At 59.5% G+C, this 18,073-nt stretch carries 15 protein-coding genes; 6 read left to right on the forward strand and 9 right to left on the reverse strand.

Annotated features, from left to right (window positions below; all coding sequences use genetic code 11):
- Positions 1–134 precede the first annotated feature (134 nt).
- From NBG89_RS21640 to NBG89_RS21670, 7 genes are all read right to left on the reverse strand, one after another.
- A complete protein-coding gene (locus NBG89_RS21640; RefSeq protein WP_431324165.1) occupies positions 135–473 on the reverse strand; it encodes a slr1659 superfamily regulator in 339 nt (112 codons plus the stop codon).
- Positions 474–491: 18 nt separating this feature from the next.
- A complete protein-coding gene (locus tag NBG89_RS21645) occupies positions 492–1,046 on the reverse strand; it encodes a slr1658 superfamily regulator (RefSeq protein WP_431324166.1) in 555 nt (184 codons plus the stop codon).
- Between the two features lie 4 nt (positions 1,047–1,050).
- On the reverse strand, positions 1,051–3,408 hold the full coding sequence (locus NBG89_RS21650) for a SpoIIE family protein phosphatase (protein ID WP_431324167.1): 2,358 nt from the start codon (positions 3,406–3,408) through the stop codon (positions 1,051–1,053).
- Positions 3,405–4,583: a class I SAM-dependent methyltransferase gene (locus NBG89_RS21655; protein ID WP_431324168.1), complete on the reverse strand. Its 1,179-nt coding sequence runs from the start codon at positions 4,581–4,583 to the stop codon at positions 3,405–3,407. Before NBG89_RS21655 ends, NBG89_RS21650 begins: the two co-directional genes overlap by 4 nt.
- Complete coding sequence (locus tag NBG89_RS21660) at positions 4,580–5,038, reverse strand: ubiquinone biosynthesis methyltransferase UbiE (protein ID WP_431324604.1); 459 nt, start codon at positions 5,036–5,038, stop codon at positions 4,580–4,582. The genes NBG89_RS21655 and NBG89_RS21660 overlap by 4 nt, the downstream gene beginning before the upstream one ends.
- A gap of 59 nt (positions 5,039–5,097) precedes the next feature.
- On the reverse strand, positions 5,098–6,840 hold the full coding sequence (locus NBG89_RS21665) for a putative bifunctional diguanylate cyclase/phosphodiesterase (protein ID WP_431324169.1): 1,743 nt from the start codon (positions 6,838–6,840) through the stop codon (positions 5,098–5,100).
- A 246-nt stretch (positions 6,841–7,086) separates the two neighbouring features.
- Positions 7,087–7,965, reverse strand: a complete 879-nt coding sequence (locus NBG89_RS21670; protein ID WP_431324170.1) for a LysR family transcriptional regulator — start codon at positions 7,963–7,965, stop codon at positions 7,087–7,089.
- A 113-nt stretch (positions 7,966–8,078) separates the two neighbouring features.
- Between NBG89_RS21670 and NBG89_RS21675 the strand changes: the two genes are divergently transcribed.
- The 4 genes from NBG89_RS21675 (at position 8,079) to NBG89_RS21690 (ending at position 12,977) form a co-directional block, all read left to right on the forward strand.
- The gene (locus tag NBG89_RS21675) at positions 8,079–8,297 is read left to right on the forward strand and encodes a DUF1127 domain-containing protein (RefSeq protein ID WP_431324171.1); all 219 of its coding nucleotides are present in this window, start codon (positions 8,079–8,081) and stop codon (positions 8,295–8,297) included.
- Positions 8,298–8,517: 220 nt separating this feature from the next.
- Positions 8,518–9,444, forward strand: a complete 927-nt coding sequence (locus NBG89_RS21680) for a helix-turn-helix domain-containing protein (RefSeq protein WP_431324172.1) — start codon at positions 8,518–8,520, stop codon at positions 9,442–9,444.
- A gap of 116 nt (positions 9,445–9,560) precedes the next feature.
- On the forward strand, positions 9,561–10,967 hold the full coding sequence (locus NBG89_RS21685; RefSeq protein WP_431324173.1) for an aldehyde dehydrogenase family protein: 1,407 nt from the start codon (positions 9,561–9,563) through the stop codon (positions 10,965–10,967).
- A gap of 30 nt (positions 10,968–10,997) precedes the next feature.
- Entirely contained in the window at positions 10,998–12,977 is a 1,980-nt protein-coding gene (locus tag NBG89_RS21690; RefSeq protein ID WP_431324174.1) for a tyramine oxidase, read from the forward strand.
- A 50-nt stretch (positions 12,978–13,027) separates the two neighbouring features.
- On the opposite strand, the gene NBG89_RS21695 is transcribed toward NBG89_RS21690, so the two are convergent.
- Both NBG89_RS21695 and NBG89_RS21700 read right to left on the reverse strand, forming a co-directional pair.
- Positions 13,028–14,236 carry a dihydrolipoamide acetyltransferase family protein gene (locus tag NBG89_RS21695; RefSeq protein WP_431324175.1) on the reverse strand — a complete coding sequence of 403 codons (1,209 nt, stop codon included), beginning with the start codon at positions 14,234–14,236 and terminating at the stop codon, positions 13,028–13,030.
- Positions 14,237–14,239: 3 nt separating this feature from the next.
- A complete protein-coding gene (locus NBG89_RS21700) occupies positions 14,240–16,321 on the reverse strand; it encodes an alpha-ketoacid dehydrogenase subunit alpha/beta (RefSeq protein ID WP_431324176.1) in 2,082 nt (693 codons plus the stop codon).
- A 363-nt stretch (positions 16,322–16,684) separates the two neighbouring features.
- Between NBG89_RS21700 and NBG89_RS21705 the strand changes: the two genes are divergently transcribed.
- Entirely contained in the window at positions 16,685–16,822 is a 138-nt protein-coding gene (locus NBG89_RS21705) for a DUF1127 domain-containing protein (protein ID WP_007797120.1), read from the forward strand.
- A 506-nt stretch (positions 16,823–17,328) separates the two neighbouring features.
- Entirely contained in the window at positions 17,329–18,051 is a 723-nt protein-coding gene (gene minC / locus NBG89_RS21710; protein WP_431324177.1) for a septum site-determining protein MinC, read from the forward strand.
- Positions 18,052–18,073 lie beyond the last annotated feature (22 nt).

Raw genomic sequence — 18,073 nt, forward strand, 5'->3', positions numbered from 1 at the left:
CACCGCCCTGCCGTCGTCACCGACGCCGGCATCGGGTTGCGCTGGGGTGGATCGAGATCGTTCGTCGTCTGGCAATTTGGCCTCCATCATCGATCAGGCGGGCAGCGCAGTCTCTTTCACTCAGTCATCCGCCGTCAGGTCATCCTTAGGTCCACGCCCGGGTGCAGCTTCTTCAAGTTGGGCAGCGACTTCGTCTGCCACGAAATCTGCGATGACCCCAGTACGGTCAGGTGGATATCCGGGCGTTTGCGCGCTTCGATTGTCAGCTTGGCGAGCAGGTTTATGCCGGAGGAATTGAGGAACTCCAGGCCCGTCAGGTCCAAGGTGGTCTTGCCGCCCCCATTTTCGAGCGCCTTCATCGCGAGGGCTTGGACGGGCGCATACGCATCAGGTCCAGACAGTCGCATTGTCCCGTCAAAATAGACGGTGCTGCCTTCGGACCAGACGCGGTAGGCTTCTTCTCTAATTTCCATGGCGCACCTCCTGCCGTTTCATGCCGGAATTGCCATCGCGGCATAGGTTTCAAGCCTTGTTCGTTCGCGAGGATTGTCCTCCTCGAAGAGCCAGGCAAACTGCACCTCGTAGTCGCTCATCAAGGTCAGCAAACCCAAGCCGGACGCGTCACCCGTTGCAGTCGTGGCATTGGCTTCGATCTGCCTGATCAGCAGATCGCCGGGATCGCCGCTCGTTACCTTTCCAAGCAGCTGCTTGAATCTGTCCGCGGTCTCGCCATCGACGAAATTTGACACCCTGAGTCGAAAACAGTCAGGTTGTGCAAGTGCTTCTATCACGACTTCTCCACGAATGCGAAACTTAATGGCGTTCTCGATCAGTTCGTTGGCGAGATAACCAATGTCCTGCTTGAGTTGATTGTAGATCCGCTTCGATGGACGAAACCTCGGCGCCATCATCTCGGCGATGAAATCAGACGTCATGCCGGAGTGCTTCCAGGCCAGGTCAAGCGGACCGTCAAGCAACCGAAGCCGGAAGGCGTGGGTGGTATCGGGAAAGGTGAGGTGTTCCTGTCCAAAGACCATGATGGTCATGTCATCACCTATGCCGCATCACAACCAGCGTGATGTCATCATGTATCTTTTGCGTTCCGATATAGGCCATCAGCCCCTCGATGATGCCGTCCTTTACCTCTTCGGCGGTTTGGCCGTGCAGGCGCCGCGCACTCTGACAAAGCCGGTCGATGCCGAACAGCTCGCCCCGTGTGTTTTCGGCTTCCGTGACACCATCGGTATGAAGCACGATCAGGTCGCCCTTCTCGAAGGATATTTCGCGAGTGTCGACAAAAGGCGAGATGTCGGATTCAAGTCCAACCGGCAGGCCGAGGTCACCAGTGTCTATCCGTTCGACCTCGCCTGTCTGGCGAATGACAATGAGGTCCTCATGTTGTCCAGAGATCGTCAGGCGCTCACCATCGTAGTCAAGAAATGACAAGCTGAGGTGCTTGTCTGTCCTCGTCCGCTCGATATTCTTGAAGATTGCACGGTTGAGGTGCGCAAGGAATTTCGAAGGGTCCGTTTCTCCCGCCTCCAGCAAGGCGCGGGCGACGGATTGCACCATCAGCATCAGGACGCCGCTTTCCAGGCCATGTCCGGTAACGTCACCAATGCCGATCTTCAGGCTCCTGCCATTTTGCAAGACGTCATAGTAGTCGCCGCCAACCTCGTCGGCAGGACGCATGTAGGCGGCAATATCCAGATGCTCGACGGCGCCGAGCTCGGTGGCGCGCGGCAACACCATCATCTGGATATGTCTGGCCACATCGAGTTCTGCGCCGAGGCGCAGGTTCTCGCTCTTCAGCTGCGTATTCAACGTCGAGATTTCTTCCTTTGCCGCCTCGATCTCCTTCGTCCGCTCCTCGACCAGATTTTCGAGGTTTTCGGTGTGGAAGCTGATCTGTTCGGCCATGCGATTGAAGGCAAGTCCGGCCTGGGCGACCTCGTCCTTGCTGGTAATCGCCACCCGCACGGAATAGTCCTTTGCTTCGATGCGCTTTGCGGCGGCCGCCAAAGCACTGATGCCGCTGGTGATGCGCTTCGACGCCGCAAATACCGCGGCCGCAACGATGAGCAGCGACACGAGAACCGCGAGGATCTGATAGAGCAGGATACGGTTGGTTGCTCTCGCGATCTGCTCCCTGGCAGCAATGAGCGAGGCATAAATCTCCCGCTCCGGTACGACAATGCCAAGCGACATGACCTCGCGCTGAACCGGACCCTTGACCCACAGATTGGACGGGCGGAGCTGTTTGGTGACCACCAGATAGGGCACCTCTTCGCCATTTTCGCTCAGCGAGATGTGGTGAATGACGCCATCGGCATCGAGTGGAAGAGAGGCGATGGCTTTTTGCGAACTGTTTCGCAGCGAGCGGTCAACCCCGGTCACGCCCTGGTTGGTCGCGTCGCTTGCCGCGCGCAAACCGATGATTTTCTCCCCGGTTCTGTTGATTGCCGCAACATTTCCGTTGGACATGGCAAGGAAGCCGAAACCGCTTTCCGCGACCTTCACGTGTTCGACGATTTCGGCCAGCTGGTCGAGCGTGATGTCGGCGCCGGCAATCCCGGCGACATCGCCGCGATCTGCCGTCCAGAGAGGGTGGAAGAAACTGACGATCAGCTTTCCCGTAATGGCGTCTGTGTAGGGCGCAGTCTGGGTAATGTTTTCAGCAACGGGGCGTGAAGCTGGATTTCGCGCCCACTGCTGCCATGACTCGTAGATGCCCGGAAAGAAGAAGTCCCAGAAGTTCGCGCCATTGTGGCCCGGATAGAGCTTGTCGAACGTCTGCGCCTGGTCCGTATAGGGAGCTGTTCTAAAGATCGGCCGCTCTTTCGGGCCGATATAGTACATTTGAAGTTTGGAGGCTCCGTTTTGCAGGAGGTTCGGGGCAACAAGATCAAGAACGGCGCTGGTTTCGATGTCGGCCTGCACTTGCGGCAGCGGATGATGATCCCTGTCGAGAAGGTAGCCCCAGACACTAACGACGGATGGTGAGCCGGGTGCGTTCTGCGCCCAGCCGCCGGCGTTGTCGAAAGTAACCGTCACAGCGTCGGGATCAGCTTTGGCCACTGCCGCCCCAACCTCGTTGTTTCTCGTCGGTCGATCGATCTGCGCCTGTAACACGCCGGCGAGTGCTTTGACGTCGGAATGCACCTGGTCGAGAAGCAGACCAACCTGCGCAACCGTGGAATCGGTCGAGGAGCGGATATAATCCTGGCTCGCCTTTTCAAGGCCTTCGCCGACCTGAGTGGTCGCATCGCGCGACAGCCGCTGCACATTCCAGAGCGCAAGGCCGCCGCTGACAAGAAGATCGAAAAGCACGGCGCCGCCGACGACAATGATGAATTTCGTCCGAAACGAGCGTAATCCGAGGCTTGGCTTCGTTGATGTACCGGTCATAGCGGCTTCTGCCCCGACGCCGCCCAGATCGGCCAGCCGGCATAGCCTCTCGGGTGAAGCGCGGCAAAGATATGATCCCTGAAGCCCTGCCTGAACCGCGCGATGAATTCGGGAGAGTCCCCGCGTCTGACGGACATCTCGCCTGCGTAGACATCTTCCCAGGCTTCGATGACATCAGCAAACTCCTGCGGATCGCCGTCGAGGTTGGTGACCATGAAACTTTCGATCCTTACATCCTCGAAACCAGTATCCAGCAACAGGCGAGAGCCCTTGGGCCCCATTTCGACGTCCATGTCGAAATGGCGAAAGAGCTTGGCAACCTCGTTATAGGTCCACTGGATGCTGTCGGCGCGCGGCTCGCCCAGGCAGTGGGAGTTCTTTTCATTGGTGATATAGACCCTGCCGCCGGGCTTGCAGATCCGATAAAGCTCCCTCAACAGGAGTTCGGGCCGGTCGAAAATCTGCAGGGAGTGCCGGCACGTCACAAAATCGAACTGGTCGCTTTCGAACAGCGTCTGCGATGCATCGCCATAGGTGTACTCGATATCGCGGACGCAGAAGTCTTCCGCAACAGAACGCGCATAGTCGAGGCTTGCCATGGAGTGGTCGAGCGCAACGATTCTCGCCGGGTCGAATTCCTTCCTGACAAGCATCGCGAAATCACCGATGCCGCAGCAAATGTCCGCGATCGCCATGCCGCAGCGCAGTCCGTGCCGTGGCAAGATCTCCCGTTCGTGACGCCAGGTCATTTTCGTCTGGGTCCGGAGAATCGGGATGAAGCTCTTGTCCTCGACAAATGTCTGGCCGGGATAAAAGGCGGAGTCATAGATCTCCATGGAGATATTCGGCGAGAGTTCGCTCAGATGCCGAAACATCTGCGTCGCCCAGGTGACAACACTCGATGTGAGAATGACAATCTTGAGCTCCGGCCGCGAGCGTGAGGCGTCGACGAGAACCCGCGCCAGGGCGCGGAAGGCCGTGCTGTTCATATGGGTGACGCGTTTCAGGTTGACGTAGAAGATCCCCTGGACCGTTTCAATCTTGTCTCGCAGCAGCAATAGATCATCCGCGATGTCGGCGACCGAACGGGGCCGAAGAACGCCGGTGGCCGCAAACTCTTGATTGCCGGTGTCGAATTTCGTCGTGAAGACAGGTGAAGAGCTGTTCGGGGTCAATTGAGGAGCCTCGCGAGCGGCAGGTCGACAACGAAGGTGAGGGCGTCGGCAGTTGAAGCGCGCAGCTCTACGTCCGCATCATAGTTGACCGCCAATCCCAGCAGGATTGCTTGCTCCAGGGGAGCCGTCTCGTCGGCGATGACCTCCACGTAGTTTGCCAGTTTTCCACTGTGTTTCAGACCCCGGACGAGTTCAGCGAAAAAGCGGTGTTGTTGCGATGGGCACGGAAAGCTCAGCTCGATCCGCTCGATTTGTTCATGACGATAGAATTTGCATATCAGCTGCCCCTCCTGTGCGTCCGTGCGAAACGACATCTCGAGGAGTTCGTTGAGGGCCGAGGACAGAAGGTTTGAATGGCGCAGCGGATCACGGCGATCATGACTGACCATTCGGGCGACATAGTTCGAGAGCTGGTCGCAATGCAGCCAATCGGCCGTGAACGTTGCCATCTCCATTTCCAGATTGAGGAGTTGCTCGAAAGCCGCGTCTGCTGTCGCCGTCGCCTCCTGCCTTTTCAACCCGCACCTCCTTGGCCAATCGCCATCCGGCCTGCCTCCGGACCCGTCGTGGTCCTCGTCCCGCCGCTGTTTCCTCGCCGTCCTTTCCGGGGGCCGATGAATTGGCCAATGTGATCCACGTGCATCGGCGGGCTCAGGAAATGCCCCTGCAGTCTGTCGCAGCCTTCCTCCAAGAGCCACGCGGCCTGTTCGGCAGTCTCCACGCCTTCGGCAGTCACGCGCATGCCGAGTCCATGCGACAGTGCAATGACGGATCGCACGATCGTCCGGCTCTTTTCGTCGCTCAATAGGTCGTTGACGAAGTATTTGTCGATCTTGATGTTATCGAAGGGAAAATTCTTCAGATAACTCAAGGATGAATATTCCGTCCCGAAGTCATCGAGGGAAATCTGGATGCCAAGCACGTTCAGAATGTTCAACGTATCGAGATTGTTGATCGTGCGCTCCAGAAGGACGGTTTCCGTAATCTCGAGTTCCAGGCGTTCGGCGGGAAAGCCGATAAGATCGAGAGTTTGCGAGACGCGGTCGGTGAAGCCTGCTGTCAAGAATTCCGCCGGGGATAGATTGACGGCAACGGTGTAATGGTCCGGCCAGTTCAGAGCCTGCCGACACGCTTCCTCCAGTGCCCATTGGCCGATTTCGCTCATCAGCCCATCGGCCTCTGCCATCGGGATGAACGCGATCGGAGGGATCACGCCGAGCCTCGGATGGCGCCAGCGCAGGAGAGCCTCGAAGCCCGTTACGGTGCGTGAGCGGTCGACAAGAGGTTGATATTCGAGGAAGAACTCGCCGTGCTGCAGCGCGACCCTGAGGCTGCGCCTGAGCAACTCCCGTTGTTCCAGCACCACCAGCATGCTGGGGTCAAAGGTTCGCGCGCGACGGCGTCCTTCCTTTTTGGCGGCATAAAGGGCGACGTCGGCCGCTTTCATCAATTGCTCGCCCTCATCGCCATCGCGGGGCGCAATCGCAATGCCGATACTGGCTCCCACAAAGACAGTGATGCCGTCTACCACGAACGGCTTTTTGAATTCGCCAACCAGCGCGTCAGCAAGGCGCTCGGCCTTACCGGGCTGTTCTTCGGCAGTCTGTATGATCGCGAATTCGTCACCAGCAAGACGGAAGGCTGTCTCGTCCGTGCCGAGCACGCTTCGGATCCTGCCGGCAGCAAGCTTCAGAACAATGTCTCCAGCGCCGTGCCCCAGCGTGTCGTTGACTGGCTTGAAGTCGTCCAGGTCGATCTGCATCAGCGCAAGACCGCTCTTATCGTTGGTCGGAAGGAGCCGTCCCAACTCATCGCTGAACTGCCGGCGGTTGGGTAGTCCGGTCAGGACGTCATGGGTTGCCTGGTGCAGAAGCAGCGCTCGTTCCTGCTCCTGCGCGGTTGTCGTCTCGTTGCGATCGGCCGCGCCGATTTCGACGATTGCCAATCCCTCCTTGGCCGGCAGCAGCAGCAGGTCATACCGGTCGTCGGTCGATACACCTAACCGGATGGATTGTGGCCGGCCGGTATTGATGACGCGTTGTACGAGGTCTGCCGAGGGAGGGTTTGCCAGCGCCGGGTAGATGTCACCCAACCTTGTGAGCGGCTCATCACTGAAGCCCGAGCGCGCCGCGAGTTTCTCGGACCAATCGACAAGAACGAGGTCGAGATCCCAAAGCGAGAAGACTGCCTCGGCGCGGCGGAAGAATTCGGATCCTTGTGGAACCAGCTTAGGCCAATTCGCACGATTTTCCGGCATATGGGTTGGGCCTCCTCGTTGCGCCTGCGCCTAAGTGTGATGCATCCCACGAATACGGAATCAGCTATTTATACAAGAGCTAGCGCATGCCGTGTTGTAGTCAATCAAAAACGCTACCATAAGGCACCATTGGCCTGTTCATCTCGATAGCAGATGCGGGATTGTACGCAAAGAGTGCCCTTACCGGATCATGAGCTCCACATGATGGTAACGGCGATCGCGGCCAACAGTGTTCGCGTTAAAGCACTAGCGGCGGAATTCGCGCAGACATTTCACGACCTCGCGGAGTCCTTTGGTGAGGTGCTTGTCCCGTCGCAAAACAATGCCGAGCTGGCGGACCAGGCGCGGCCTGACCGACGACGTCGTGAGAAATCCTGAGCGGTCTTGCTTCAACGCGAGTGCAGGCAGCAGCGACCAGCCCAATCCCGCCGCGACAAGCTCCTTTATTGCTTCAACACTTCCAAACTCCATCGCAGGCTGCACCCGCACGCCGGCCTGCGAGAACCACTCATTCGTGGCAGCGCGCGTGTTGCCGCCCTCATAAAGCATGAGAACCTTGTCTTTGAGAAACGCGGCGTCGGGTCCTCCTGCGGGCATTTCGCTATTCTTGGGGGCCGCTGCCAGCAACTCGTCCTCGTAAAAGGGCTCGATTTCCAGCGACCGCCCCGAGGCCGGAAGGGTGACGACTGCGAGGTCGAGCGTGTTTGCCTCAAGATCACGCAAGACCTCTTCGGTGTTGCCGATCCGGACGGTGATCTCAAGCCCTGGCATTCGCCTTTTCGCGGACGCGATTGCGCGAGGAAGCAGGTGTATTGACGCCGTCCCGCCGCTGCCAATCCTCACCCGGCCGGCCGAACCCTCTCGATGCGGCGTCATTGCATCAGCCGCCGCACCGCATTCGTCCAGGATGCGCCTTGCGTGAATGAGGAGATCCGAGCCGGCCGGCGATGGCAGCGCGCGCCGTCCGACACGCTCGATCAGCCGAACCCCTAGTCGCTGTTCGAGCAGTTTGACCTGCAAACTGACGGCCGGCTGGGTCAGGCCAACCTTGTCGGCCGCCGCCGTGAAACTCCCCAGATCGATGACGGTGACAAAGGCCAAGAGCTGATCAAGGCTGAATACCATAAAAAATCCTTATGCTTTGCATGAGTATCATAATCTTCATTCGATGTGCTCGCCAGCCTTATCCTTGGCATTCCGCTGATCGCGTGGCGGGTTGCTGATGACAGGAGAGTGAAATGTCGACCGACCTCAGGCAGGAGCTGGATTGGAAAAGTGATGCAGCTTCGCTGCGAAGTGCTCTCGCACATGTGGGGGCATTTCTGTCCTGGCACTTAGCGAAACGTCGCAGCCGACAGGCAATCGCTGAGCTGACCAGGGATCAGCTTGAAGATATCGGGATCACGCCGCAGGAGGCTTCGGCCGAGATCGGCAAGTCCTGGTTCTGGAGCCTATAGCGGCAGCGTCCCTGCCTGTCGCCATATGTGATCCTTGAGCGCGTCGGAGCGGATTGAGTGCGACGCTGCCTCAACGTGTCGGCATCTGAAGTGCCCCTTGACCAACTGGCGTCCAACGCGCACATGAGGATATGCTGATGGACGACCTGTATCAATTCGCAATAGGATGCGGTACGACAGGGACGCTTAGGTCAAGTCTGCAGGAGCCAGGGAGGGGAGAATGCAGTCGCTGGTAATGCCGGTGCACAAGCCGGTGGCTGTAGAAGTCCTGCAGGAGGAAATCCGGAAGGTTTGCGGTGCCTTCGATGTCGAACCCATGGCCCGCGCCAATGTGATGGCCGGCGATGTGGCGACACGTCGCATGGGGCTTTTCGATACCGCGATTGTCGCACTTGATGCCCGCCATGTGCAGCGCGGGATGAAGTCGATCCGGCAGGACCCCGGCGAGCATTTGTTCCTGCTTATCCAGGACGAGGGGCACTGTCGCGTGGAGCAGGCAGAGCATTCGGCTCGGCTTGCTCCCGGAGACATGTTCCTTGTCGATTCCGTTCGGCCGTCATCGTTCGTTTACGACGGGGAGCGTTCCACTCAGCTCTCGGTCCATATGCCGCGCGGCGAGATGCTGCATCGGTTTGGCAAGACGTGTACTAATGGCGTCGCCATTAATCGGGACGATCCACTTTGGTTGGCAATGCGGGCCGTGATCACCAAGATGCTCACGGAGCCTCATGCATCTGCGCAGCTCGGCGAGGCGATGTTGTCGCTGTTGGGCGCCTACCTTCACGGTATCAAGACAGCCGAAGCAGCGGCCCCCAGCGAAACGCTGCTGTCGCGCGCGCTTGCCATGATCGATCGGCACCGCGCCGATCCGACGTTTGGACCTGGCGAGTTGGCAAGGCGGCTCAATGTTTCGGAGCGCATGTTGCAGCGACACTTCCGCCCGCTTGGCGAGACACCTGGCCATCGGTTGCTTAACCGTCGGCTGGAACTGGCGCATACGGCACTGACGCAGCAGCGTCCTGCCAAGCCGACCGAAGGGATGGCCGCCGTTGCCTACGACGCTGGCTTCAACGACCTGTCCTACTTCTATCGCGAGTTCCGCAAGAAATACGGCTCCGCACCGGGCGCTGTTGCGCGTCGCCACTGACGGATTTGTCCAAGAATGCAGACGGCTCAGTCCAAGTCCTGATGCCAGCTATCGCCTAGTCTCCGCTGCCAGATAGTCCCGTCCTACGGTCGGGGCCTCATTCGGAGGAGGTGAGAATGACGATCCATAGCGCCACGATCGACGGAAAGCCGATGACCGGCGAGCGCAGTTTCAGTGTGCTCAATCCGGCCACGGGAGACGAAGTCGGCCGCGCGCCAAACATGGCTGCTGCGGGGCTCAACGCTGCCGTTGCCGCCGCCAAGGCGGCCTTCCCGGCATGGTCGGCCAAGAGCGACCAGGAATTGCAGGCTGCCTGTGCGGCCGCTACCGCCCACATTGAAGCACATGCTGACGAACTCGCGCGGCTGATCACGCTTGAGCAGGGAAAGCCGCTGAACGGTCTCGGCTCGCGCTGGGAGATGGGAGGTGCCGTTGCCTGGGCGGGATACACGACCGCCCTGTCGCTGCCACCCAAGATCCTGCAGGACAATAGCGAGGGTCGCGTCGAGCTTCATCGCAAGCCGCTCGGCGTCGTCGGCTCGATTACCCCTTGGAACTTCCCGGTCATGATCGCCATCTGGCACATCATGCCGGCGTTGCGTACCGGCAACACCGTCGTCATCAAGCCGTCGCCGCTGACGCCGCTTGCGACACTTCGCCTGGTCGAAATCATGAACGAGGTGCTGCCGCCCGGCGTCCTGAATGTCGTGACCGGCGACGATCGCGAATTCAATATCGGCGCGGCAATGTCGGCTCATGCTGACATCAATAAGATCGTATTTACCGGTTCGTGCACCACAGGCCAGAAAGTCATGCGTTCTGCGGCAGAGACGATGAAGCGCCTGACGCTTGAACTCGGCGGTAACGATGCCGGAATCGTTCTGGCCGACGCCGACCCTCAGGCCATTGCCGAGGGTCTGTTCTGGGGTGCCTTCATCAATAACGGCCAGACATGTGCGGCGATGAAGCGCCTGTACGTCCATGAATCGATCCATGATGCCGTCTTGGATGCTCTTGTCGTCTACGCACGAAACATTCCGGTCGGTAACGGCTTGGAGGAGGGCAGTGCTCTCGGTCCCGTGCAGAACCGCATGCAGTTCGAAAAGCTCTCACGTCTGGTCAGCGACGCCAAGGAGCGAGGAGTGGTGTTGCTGGGTGGCGAGCCGGGCGAGGGACTTTTCTTCCCCCCGACCATCATCGCCGGTTTGAAGAACGGCGATCCGCTCGTCGACGAGGAGCAGTTCGGGCCTGCACTTCCTGTCATCAAATACCAAAACGTCGACGAAGCAATTGCGCTTGCAAACGACAGCGCCAATGGCCTTGGAGGTTCCGTCTGGTCGTCCGACGTTTCGGCCGCAAAGGCGGTTGCAAGCCGCATGCAATGCGGTTCCGTCTGGATCAACAAGCATGGTGCCATTCAGCCGAACGCCCCGTTTGGCGGCGTAAAGGCCTCCGGCTTCGGCGTCGAGTTCGCCGAGGAAGGGCTGCAGGAATACACGAATATCCAGGTGGTATTCGCTTGAACACCGAAGGCATGCAATAGGGAGGATGCAATGAACATAAAGCGATATCTGGCTTCGGCCGGCTTGCTTCTGGCGTTTGGTGCGCCGGCAGCTCTCGCTCATCCATTGGATGGGCTGACGGCAGAGGAATATCAGAAGATCAACAAGATCCTGCGCGATCAGAAGGTGGTCGACGACAACACGCTTTATCCGCTGATCGAGCTGAAGGAGCCCGCCAAGGAACAGGTTCTGTCCTGGAGGGAAGGCGACAATCTCGACCGTGAGGCGAAAGTCCAGCTGACAAGCCCCGAGGGCTTCAAGGAGGCCGTCGTCAACATCACCAAGGGCACGGTTGAAGGCACGACGCTGATCAAGGGGCAGCCGATGGTGCTCTTCGCCGAGTTCATGGATGCCCTGCAGGGGGCGCTTGCCAATCCGGACATGATCGCCGGCCTGAAGAAGCGTGGCCTCACTCCGGAACAGGCTTTCTGCCTGCCGCTGACGGCAGGTAATTTCTTCACCGACGAATACGAGAATTCGCGCCTGATGAAGGTGCCGTGCTACAAGGTGCCCGAGGGGTCGAACTTCTACGCAAAGCCTATCGAGGGTCTGTTTGCTGTCTACGATATCGGCAAGAAGAAGGTCCTTCGTGTCATCGACACCGGTGTGATCGAAGGCCCCAAGGACAACTGGGGGTATACAGAGAAGGAGGTTAGCGAGCGTGAACCGCTCCGCCCGGAGATGAACCCCGCGAAGCTCTCCCAGCCGGGCGGCGCGAACTACAAGATCTCAGGCGGCCACCTCGAGTGGGATATGTGGCGGATGAACTTCCGCGTTGACAAGCGCCCGGGCCTTGTCGTCTCCAACCTTGACGTGAAGGACGGGGACAAGTGGCGTTCGGTGATCTACCAGTCGCATCTGTCCGAGGTATTCGTGCCTTACATGGATCCGACCGAGGGCTGGTACTGGCGTACCTATATGGACAGCGGAGAGTATGGCTTCGGCCTGTTCCTGAGCCCACTTCGCTCTGGCGTCGATTGCCCTGACTATGCGACCTTCCTGCCGGCAACGATTGCCGACGACAAGGGCAACCCGCTGACCATTCCAAACGCGGTCTGCGTGTTCGAGCGCAGCATCGGCGATCCCGCATGGCGCCACTTCGAAGTCTTCGCGCAAACGCCTGAGAAGCCGATCCCGGCCGAAGGTCGCCCAGCGACTGAACTCGTCGTCCGCACCGCCTCCGAAGTCGGAAACTACGACTATCTGATCGACTATCGCCTGCAGCAGGACGGCCAGATCAGGCTTATGATCGGGGCAACCGGTCTGGACGCGGTAAAGGGTGTCGCGTCGACGTCGATGAACGACCCGACCGCTGCAGAAGATACGGCGCATGGCACGCTGATCGCCCCGAACCTCGTGGCGGCAAACCATGATCATTACTTCAACTTCCGCATCGACTTCGACGTCGACCAACCGGTCAACCATTTCGGCACGATGGATATCGTTCCGGCCAAGGTTGACGCCAAGAACCCACGGCGTTCGATGTGGACCGTGCAGCATACGATGCCGAAGACCGAGATGGGGGCACGCTACCAATTGTCGGCGATGAAGCCGCGCTATTTCATGATTTCTGACCCGTCCCGTGAAGGCTATCTCGGCCAGGAGCCGGGCTGGATGATCCACCATGGCGATGTTGCCTACGGCCCGTTCGACTTTGCCAAGGACCCGCCGATGAAGCGCAACGCCTACATCGAGTATTCGGTCTGGAACACCGTCTACAACATCGATCAGCAATATGCAGGCGGCAAATATGCGATGCAGAGCGATGGTTCCGACACGCTGCCTGAATGGGTAAAGGCCAACAAGCCACTGATGGGCAAGGATATCGTGACCTGGTTCACGGCCGGCTTCCACCATATCCCGCGCATGGAGGATTGGCCTGTGATGTCGACTGAATGGAAGACGATCCATATCGAGCCGCACAACTTCTTTGCGCACAATCCGGCCCTGACGATCCGAAACGCCAAATGACAGCAAGGGGCGCCTCGCGCGCCCCTTTCTCTCCATGCGCAGTGCCGGTGCTACCCGCGCCAACCTTCCAGGGTTTCGACGAAGCGTGTCAGCCAGGCGTTTGTTTGATGCGCGTCGAGCGCGCGATGGTCGATCGTCAGCGACACATAGGCCATCGGTCGGATCTGGATGGTATCGGCGCCGCCGACCTCGCGAGCAACAACACGCTTTTCCACCTTCCCGAGGCCAAGGATCGCCGATTGCGGCTGATTGATGATGATGGGTGTCGCGACCAACGAGCCCGACACACCGTGGTTCGAGATGGTAAACGTGCCGTCGCGCATATCCGCGTTGGTGAGGCCGCCCGCCCTTGCGCGGTTCGTCAGTTCCTGAAGTTTGGCGGCGATGGCAGACAGTGAAAGATCCTGCGCCTGCTGGATCACCGGAACCACCAAACCCTTGTCACCGAGCGCCGTTCCGACGCCAATGTTTATGTCGTCGAAGATCTCCAGATGGTCATCATGCCACCGGCTGTTGACTTCAGGGACGGCCTGCATGGCCGCCACGCAGGCGCCGACGATATAGGCGGTGTAGGAAAGGTTGATCCCCTCGGCGGCAAACGCTGCCCGATTGCTTTCGCGATGCTTGAGGACGGCGGTGAAATCCGCTTCGACGATTGAGGTGACATGCGGGGCCGTCGTGACCGATGCCAGCATGTGCTGGGCGATAGAGAGCCGCATGGGTGTATGGGCAACCATGCGCGAGCGAGGGCTGATTGGATCGCGCGCTTGGATACGAGACCCGGAAATGGATGGTTCTTGATCGCTCACGATCGGCTGCGTTGCCCTGAACGCGGCGTCCATGTCCGTGCGCGTCACACGGCCGTCCTTGCCAGTGCCGGCCACTTCGGCTGGATCGATACCGTATTGCTGACCGGCGCTGCGAACTGCAGGCGAGAAGCGTTCGCTGCCGGCGCCCCCTGTGTCGCCATGCGCCAGGGGCCGAGCCTCTGGCTGGCGACCATCGCCGGTAGGCGCTGTGGTCAGACGAATACGACCGAGAACTGAACCGGGCACGACATCCGCGCCTGACGCCAGGACAATCTCGTCAAGGATTCCTGCTGCGGGTGCAGAAATCTCCTGCGTGACCTTGTCGGTTTCAAGCTCGACGAGCGGGTCGTCCAGAGCGACGGTCTCTCCGGGTTTTTTCAGCCAGTTGCGGACAACTGCCTTCGTGCCCTCCTGCTCTGCGGGGACCAGGACTTCAGCGAAATCGACCATGTTTCAGTACTCCACGAGCGCCGTGATTTTCTGTCTGATGCGGTCGGCCGATGGCACCGCCCAGTCGAGTAGGGCCGGATTGTGGGGGCTCGGAATATCCGGCATCGTCAACCGCGATACCGGTGCGTCGAGATCCATGAAGGCTTCATCGGCAACAACGGCGGCAATCTCCGCGCCGAAACCGGCCGTTCCAAGATCCTCGTGGACGATCAGGCAACGTCGTGTACGGCGAACGGACGAGATGACGCTTTCGCGATCCCAGGGCATCAAGGTACGAAGATCAATGACATCGGCGGCAATACCCTCCGCCGCCTCCTCGCAACGAGGAACCATTGCGCCCCAGGTCACGATCGTCAGCGCATCCCCCTCGCGCGTGAACCGCGCCTTTCCAAAGGGCAGGGCGTAATTGTCACCGGGGTAGGGACGACGTGCCCACTGATGATCGAGCATGGCACGGTGCTCGAAGAAGATGACCGGATCGTTGCCGCGCAATGCGGTGCGTAAGAGCCCGACGGCGTCTTCCGCGTTCGAGGGAACAGCGACCTTCCAGCCCGGTTGATGGACGAAGGCAACCTCGTTCGTCTGGCTGTGCCAAGGGTCGCCGCACTTGAAAAAGCCACCGGGCATGCGCAGGACGATGGGGGCGGCGAAGCGGTTGTTGGTGCGCCACCGTATCGTGCCGCAATCGTTGATCTGTTCCGTCGCGGGCTCGGCATATTTCCGGAACTGAATTTCCGGAACCGGAACAAGCCCCGCAAGCGCCATCCCGACGGCGCGCCCGACAATGCCTTCTTCCGAGAGCGATGTGTCGAAGACCCGGTCCTTGCCGAACTTGTCCTGTAGTCCGAGCGTGACAGCATGAACACCGCCCTTCGGACCGATATCCTCACCAAACAGCACCACACGCTCGTTGATCGTCAATTCATGGTCGAGCGTGCGCCTGATTGCCGTGACCATGTTGATGCGCTGGCCGTCCGGGTGCGCTTCGCCGCTGCATTCAGGGGTCTGATAGCCGTCGCTATGCTGGCCCCCCATCGTCTGCATTGCGCCCTCGAAGAATACATGCCGGGTGACGGTTTCGGCAGATGCAACGCCACGGGCTTCCGCCTCGAAGCGGGCTCGTTCTGCAACATCGCCTGCCTCAAGCCTGCGGGCTTCCCAATCATCAGCACTCATCACCGATGGGACCAGGTAGTCTCGCAGGCGCGGCAGCGGATCACGAGCCCACTCCGCTTTGACGACAGCCTCGCTCTTATAGGACTGCGTGTCCTGGAAGCTGTGCCCCTCCAGGCGGGGGACGGTCAGCCGCAAGAGGGCGGGCATTCGATGTTGGCGCACGAAGCTGACGGCGTGCTGGGTGAGGCGAGCCACATCGGCGGGATTGCAGCCGTCACCTTCGAAGATCGCAAGGTCGCGCCAGCTCGCGAGATTGGCCGCGATGTTTCCGCCCGGCGTCTGCAGATCGGCGGGCACCGAGATTCCGTAGCCGTTATCCTCGATGTAAAAAAGCATCGGCAGCTTCTGCGTCGTAGCTATCGTCAGCGCCGACCAGAAGCCGTTTGATGCGACCGAGCCATCACCACCAAGAACGACTGCGATCGCCTCACCGTATTCGGGTTTCCCCAGCACGGTCGCGTGGTACTGCAGCGCCTGCGCCCAGCCCGCGGTTGGCGTGTATTGGGCGCCGACGCCGCCGCACATCGGCAAAGCCGAGGCGCCGTTGCGGTTCGGATAGTTGAAGACCACGCCGATATCGCGGCCATCGGAGTAGCCGCCAGCGCGGCCCATTGCAGAACCGAGCGCGTCCGCCGGATCGACCCCCAGCGAAAGAAGCAACGGGCGCGAGCGATAATAGCCGCAGGTGGCGTCGTGGCGGTTCGTCAGTTGCAGGCCGAGCATGATCTGCGCCATGTCATGGCCGCGGGCAGAGAATTGATAGAGCACCTTCTTCTCGGGGACGAGCCGCGTCTCCTCCATCTCGTCAAGAATTCGCGAAAGGTGCAGAAGGTAGGTCACGCGTTGCCAGTCAATTCTCTCATCGGGTGCGTTCCGGCCATGCAATAGAACCGCTGTCGCCTGCGCCATCTTCGATCCTCCCAAATCTCTGATCCTTGAAAAGTTTAGTGCGATCCAGCAGAGACTGTGTTTCAGTTTTGAGCAAAAAATAAAGCATGCTGAAACGTTCATTTCACCGAAACGCCAAATTGCGAAGACGCAATTCGAAACATTCACTTGGTTTGCTGACTTGCCCGCGCCGCCGCGACGGGGGCGCTCAGTCGGGCGGTGAGGGTGATGGCAGGCCGGCGCGAGGCGCCGAGTGCTCTTTCCCGATTTCTTCTCAACTGTATGTCGAGATTGCAAATTCGAGATGCCTCTTATGCGGTTTTCGAAGTGCTCATTGAAGAAGCAATGGGATATATAATTGTGCAACGCACAAGGAGATATGATATGAAAATCGGCAACAGGATCGGAGAGTTCCTTCAGCTCCGTAAGGCATACCGCGATCTTTCCAGACTGGACGACGCAGCACTGAAGGACATCGGTGTTACCCGCGGCGATATCAAGCGCCTGGTTTACGGTCGCTAAGACGCCCGAAAGACCAAGAGATCAAGCCCCGCTTCGGCGGGGTTTTTGTTATGCGCACGGTATGGGCGCATTCTTGTGGGTGGAAGTCCCACCGCGAGCTGGTCATGGCGAGCGAAGAGAAGCGCAACTGCATGCCGGGTGGTGTGGCAGGGGCACGATCGAATACGATCGCCCCTATGCCGATTGGGGGTGTCACATCACCCTTTGGCGAGAGGGTTTGTTGCGGACCTGCCTCGTTCGTCATTTCAGCTCAAAGCTTGCGGGCGGCAGGCCGCGAGGCCTGAATTATCGCAAGCAAGCTTTGTCTCGCTGCTTGACGCGCGCCTCGACCTGGAATTTCACCTAAGGACATGGCTGCGCGCGATGATATGTCGAGAGCGCATAAGACGTCACTTGCGAGTTTTCGGAATACGCGAACTGAGATGTGTTAACGATCCGGGCGTCAGAAATTAACCATTTGTTAACCAAATCAGAATTAGAAATTGGTCAACGATTTCTTAACCTAGATGACCAAAGTGCTAACAGACGCTCGCTCGATCCGCATCAAGGGCCGCTCTTTCCTGGCGGTCATGCTTTCGCCAGATGTTCCCTTCGATGACTGGCTGGTAAGACTAGACGATCTTGCCGCCCGTTCGGCCGGCTTCTTCCTGGGGCGACCGGTCGTGCTTGATGTCAGCGACCTGGAGATCGACCGGGCGCAGCTCAAGGGCTTGATCGCCGAGTTGGCGCAACGCAACGTCAGCATCATGGGTATCGAGGGCTGCCGGCCTTCGCTGATCGGGCCTGGTATGCCGCCGGCACTCAAGGGCGGACGCCCGGTTTCGGACTTCGAGGTTCCGCAGCAGGAGCCGGTCATCGATGTGCGTACACAGCCAGCGGCCGTCGAGACCCGGCCAGCGCTGCAGTCGATCGTCATTCGCGAGCCGATTCGCTCCGGTCAGTCGCTGATCTTTCCCGAAGGCGACGTCACGGTCATCGGTTCGGTCGCATCCGGTTCGGAAATTATCGCCGGGGGTTCGGTTCATGTCTACGGGACGCTCAGGGGGCGCGCGATGGCGGGATCGGTCGGGAATACGTCGGCACGCATCTTCTGCCGTAAGCTTGAGGCAGAACTGGTCGCAATCGACGGCATCTACAAGATGGCGGAAGACATAGCGCCGAGCCTTCGCGGGCAGGCCGTTCAGCTCTGGCTGGAAGGCGACTCGATCAAGGCAGAGAAACTTATCTAGGCCCGAAGCTGGCTATCACACA

Origin of the sequence: Rhizobium sp. YTU87027 (genome assembly GCF_050644135.1) — a bacterium.
In the GTDB taxonomy this organism is placed as follows: Bacteria; Pseudomonadota; Alphaproteobacteria; order Rhizobiales; family Rhizobiaceae; genus Rhizobium.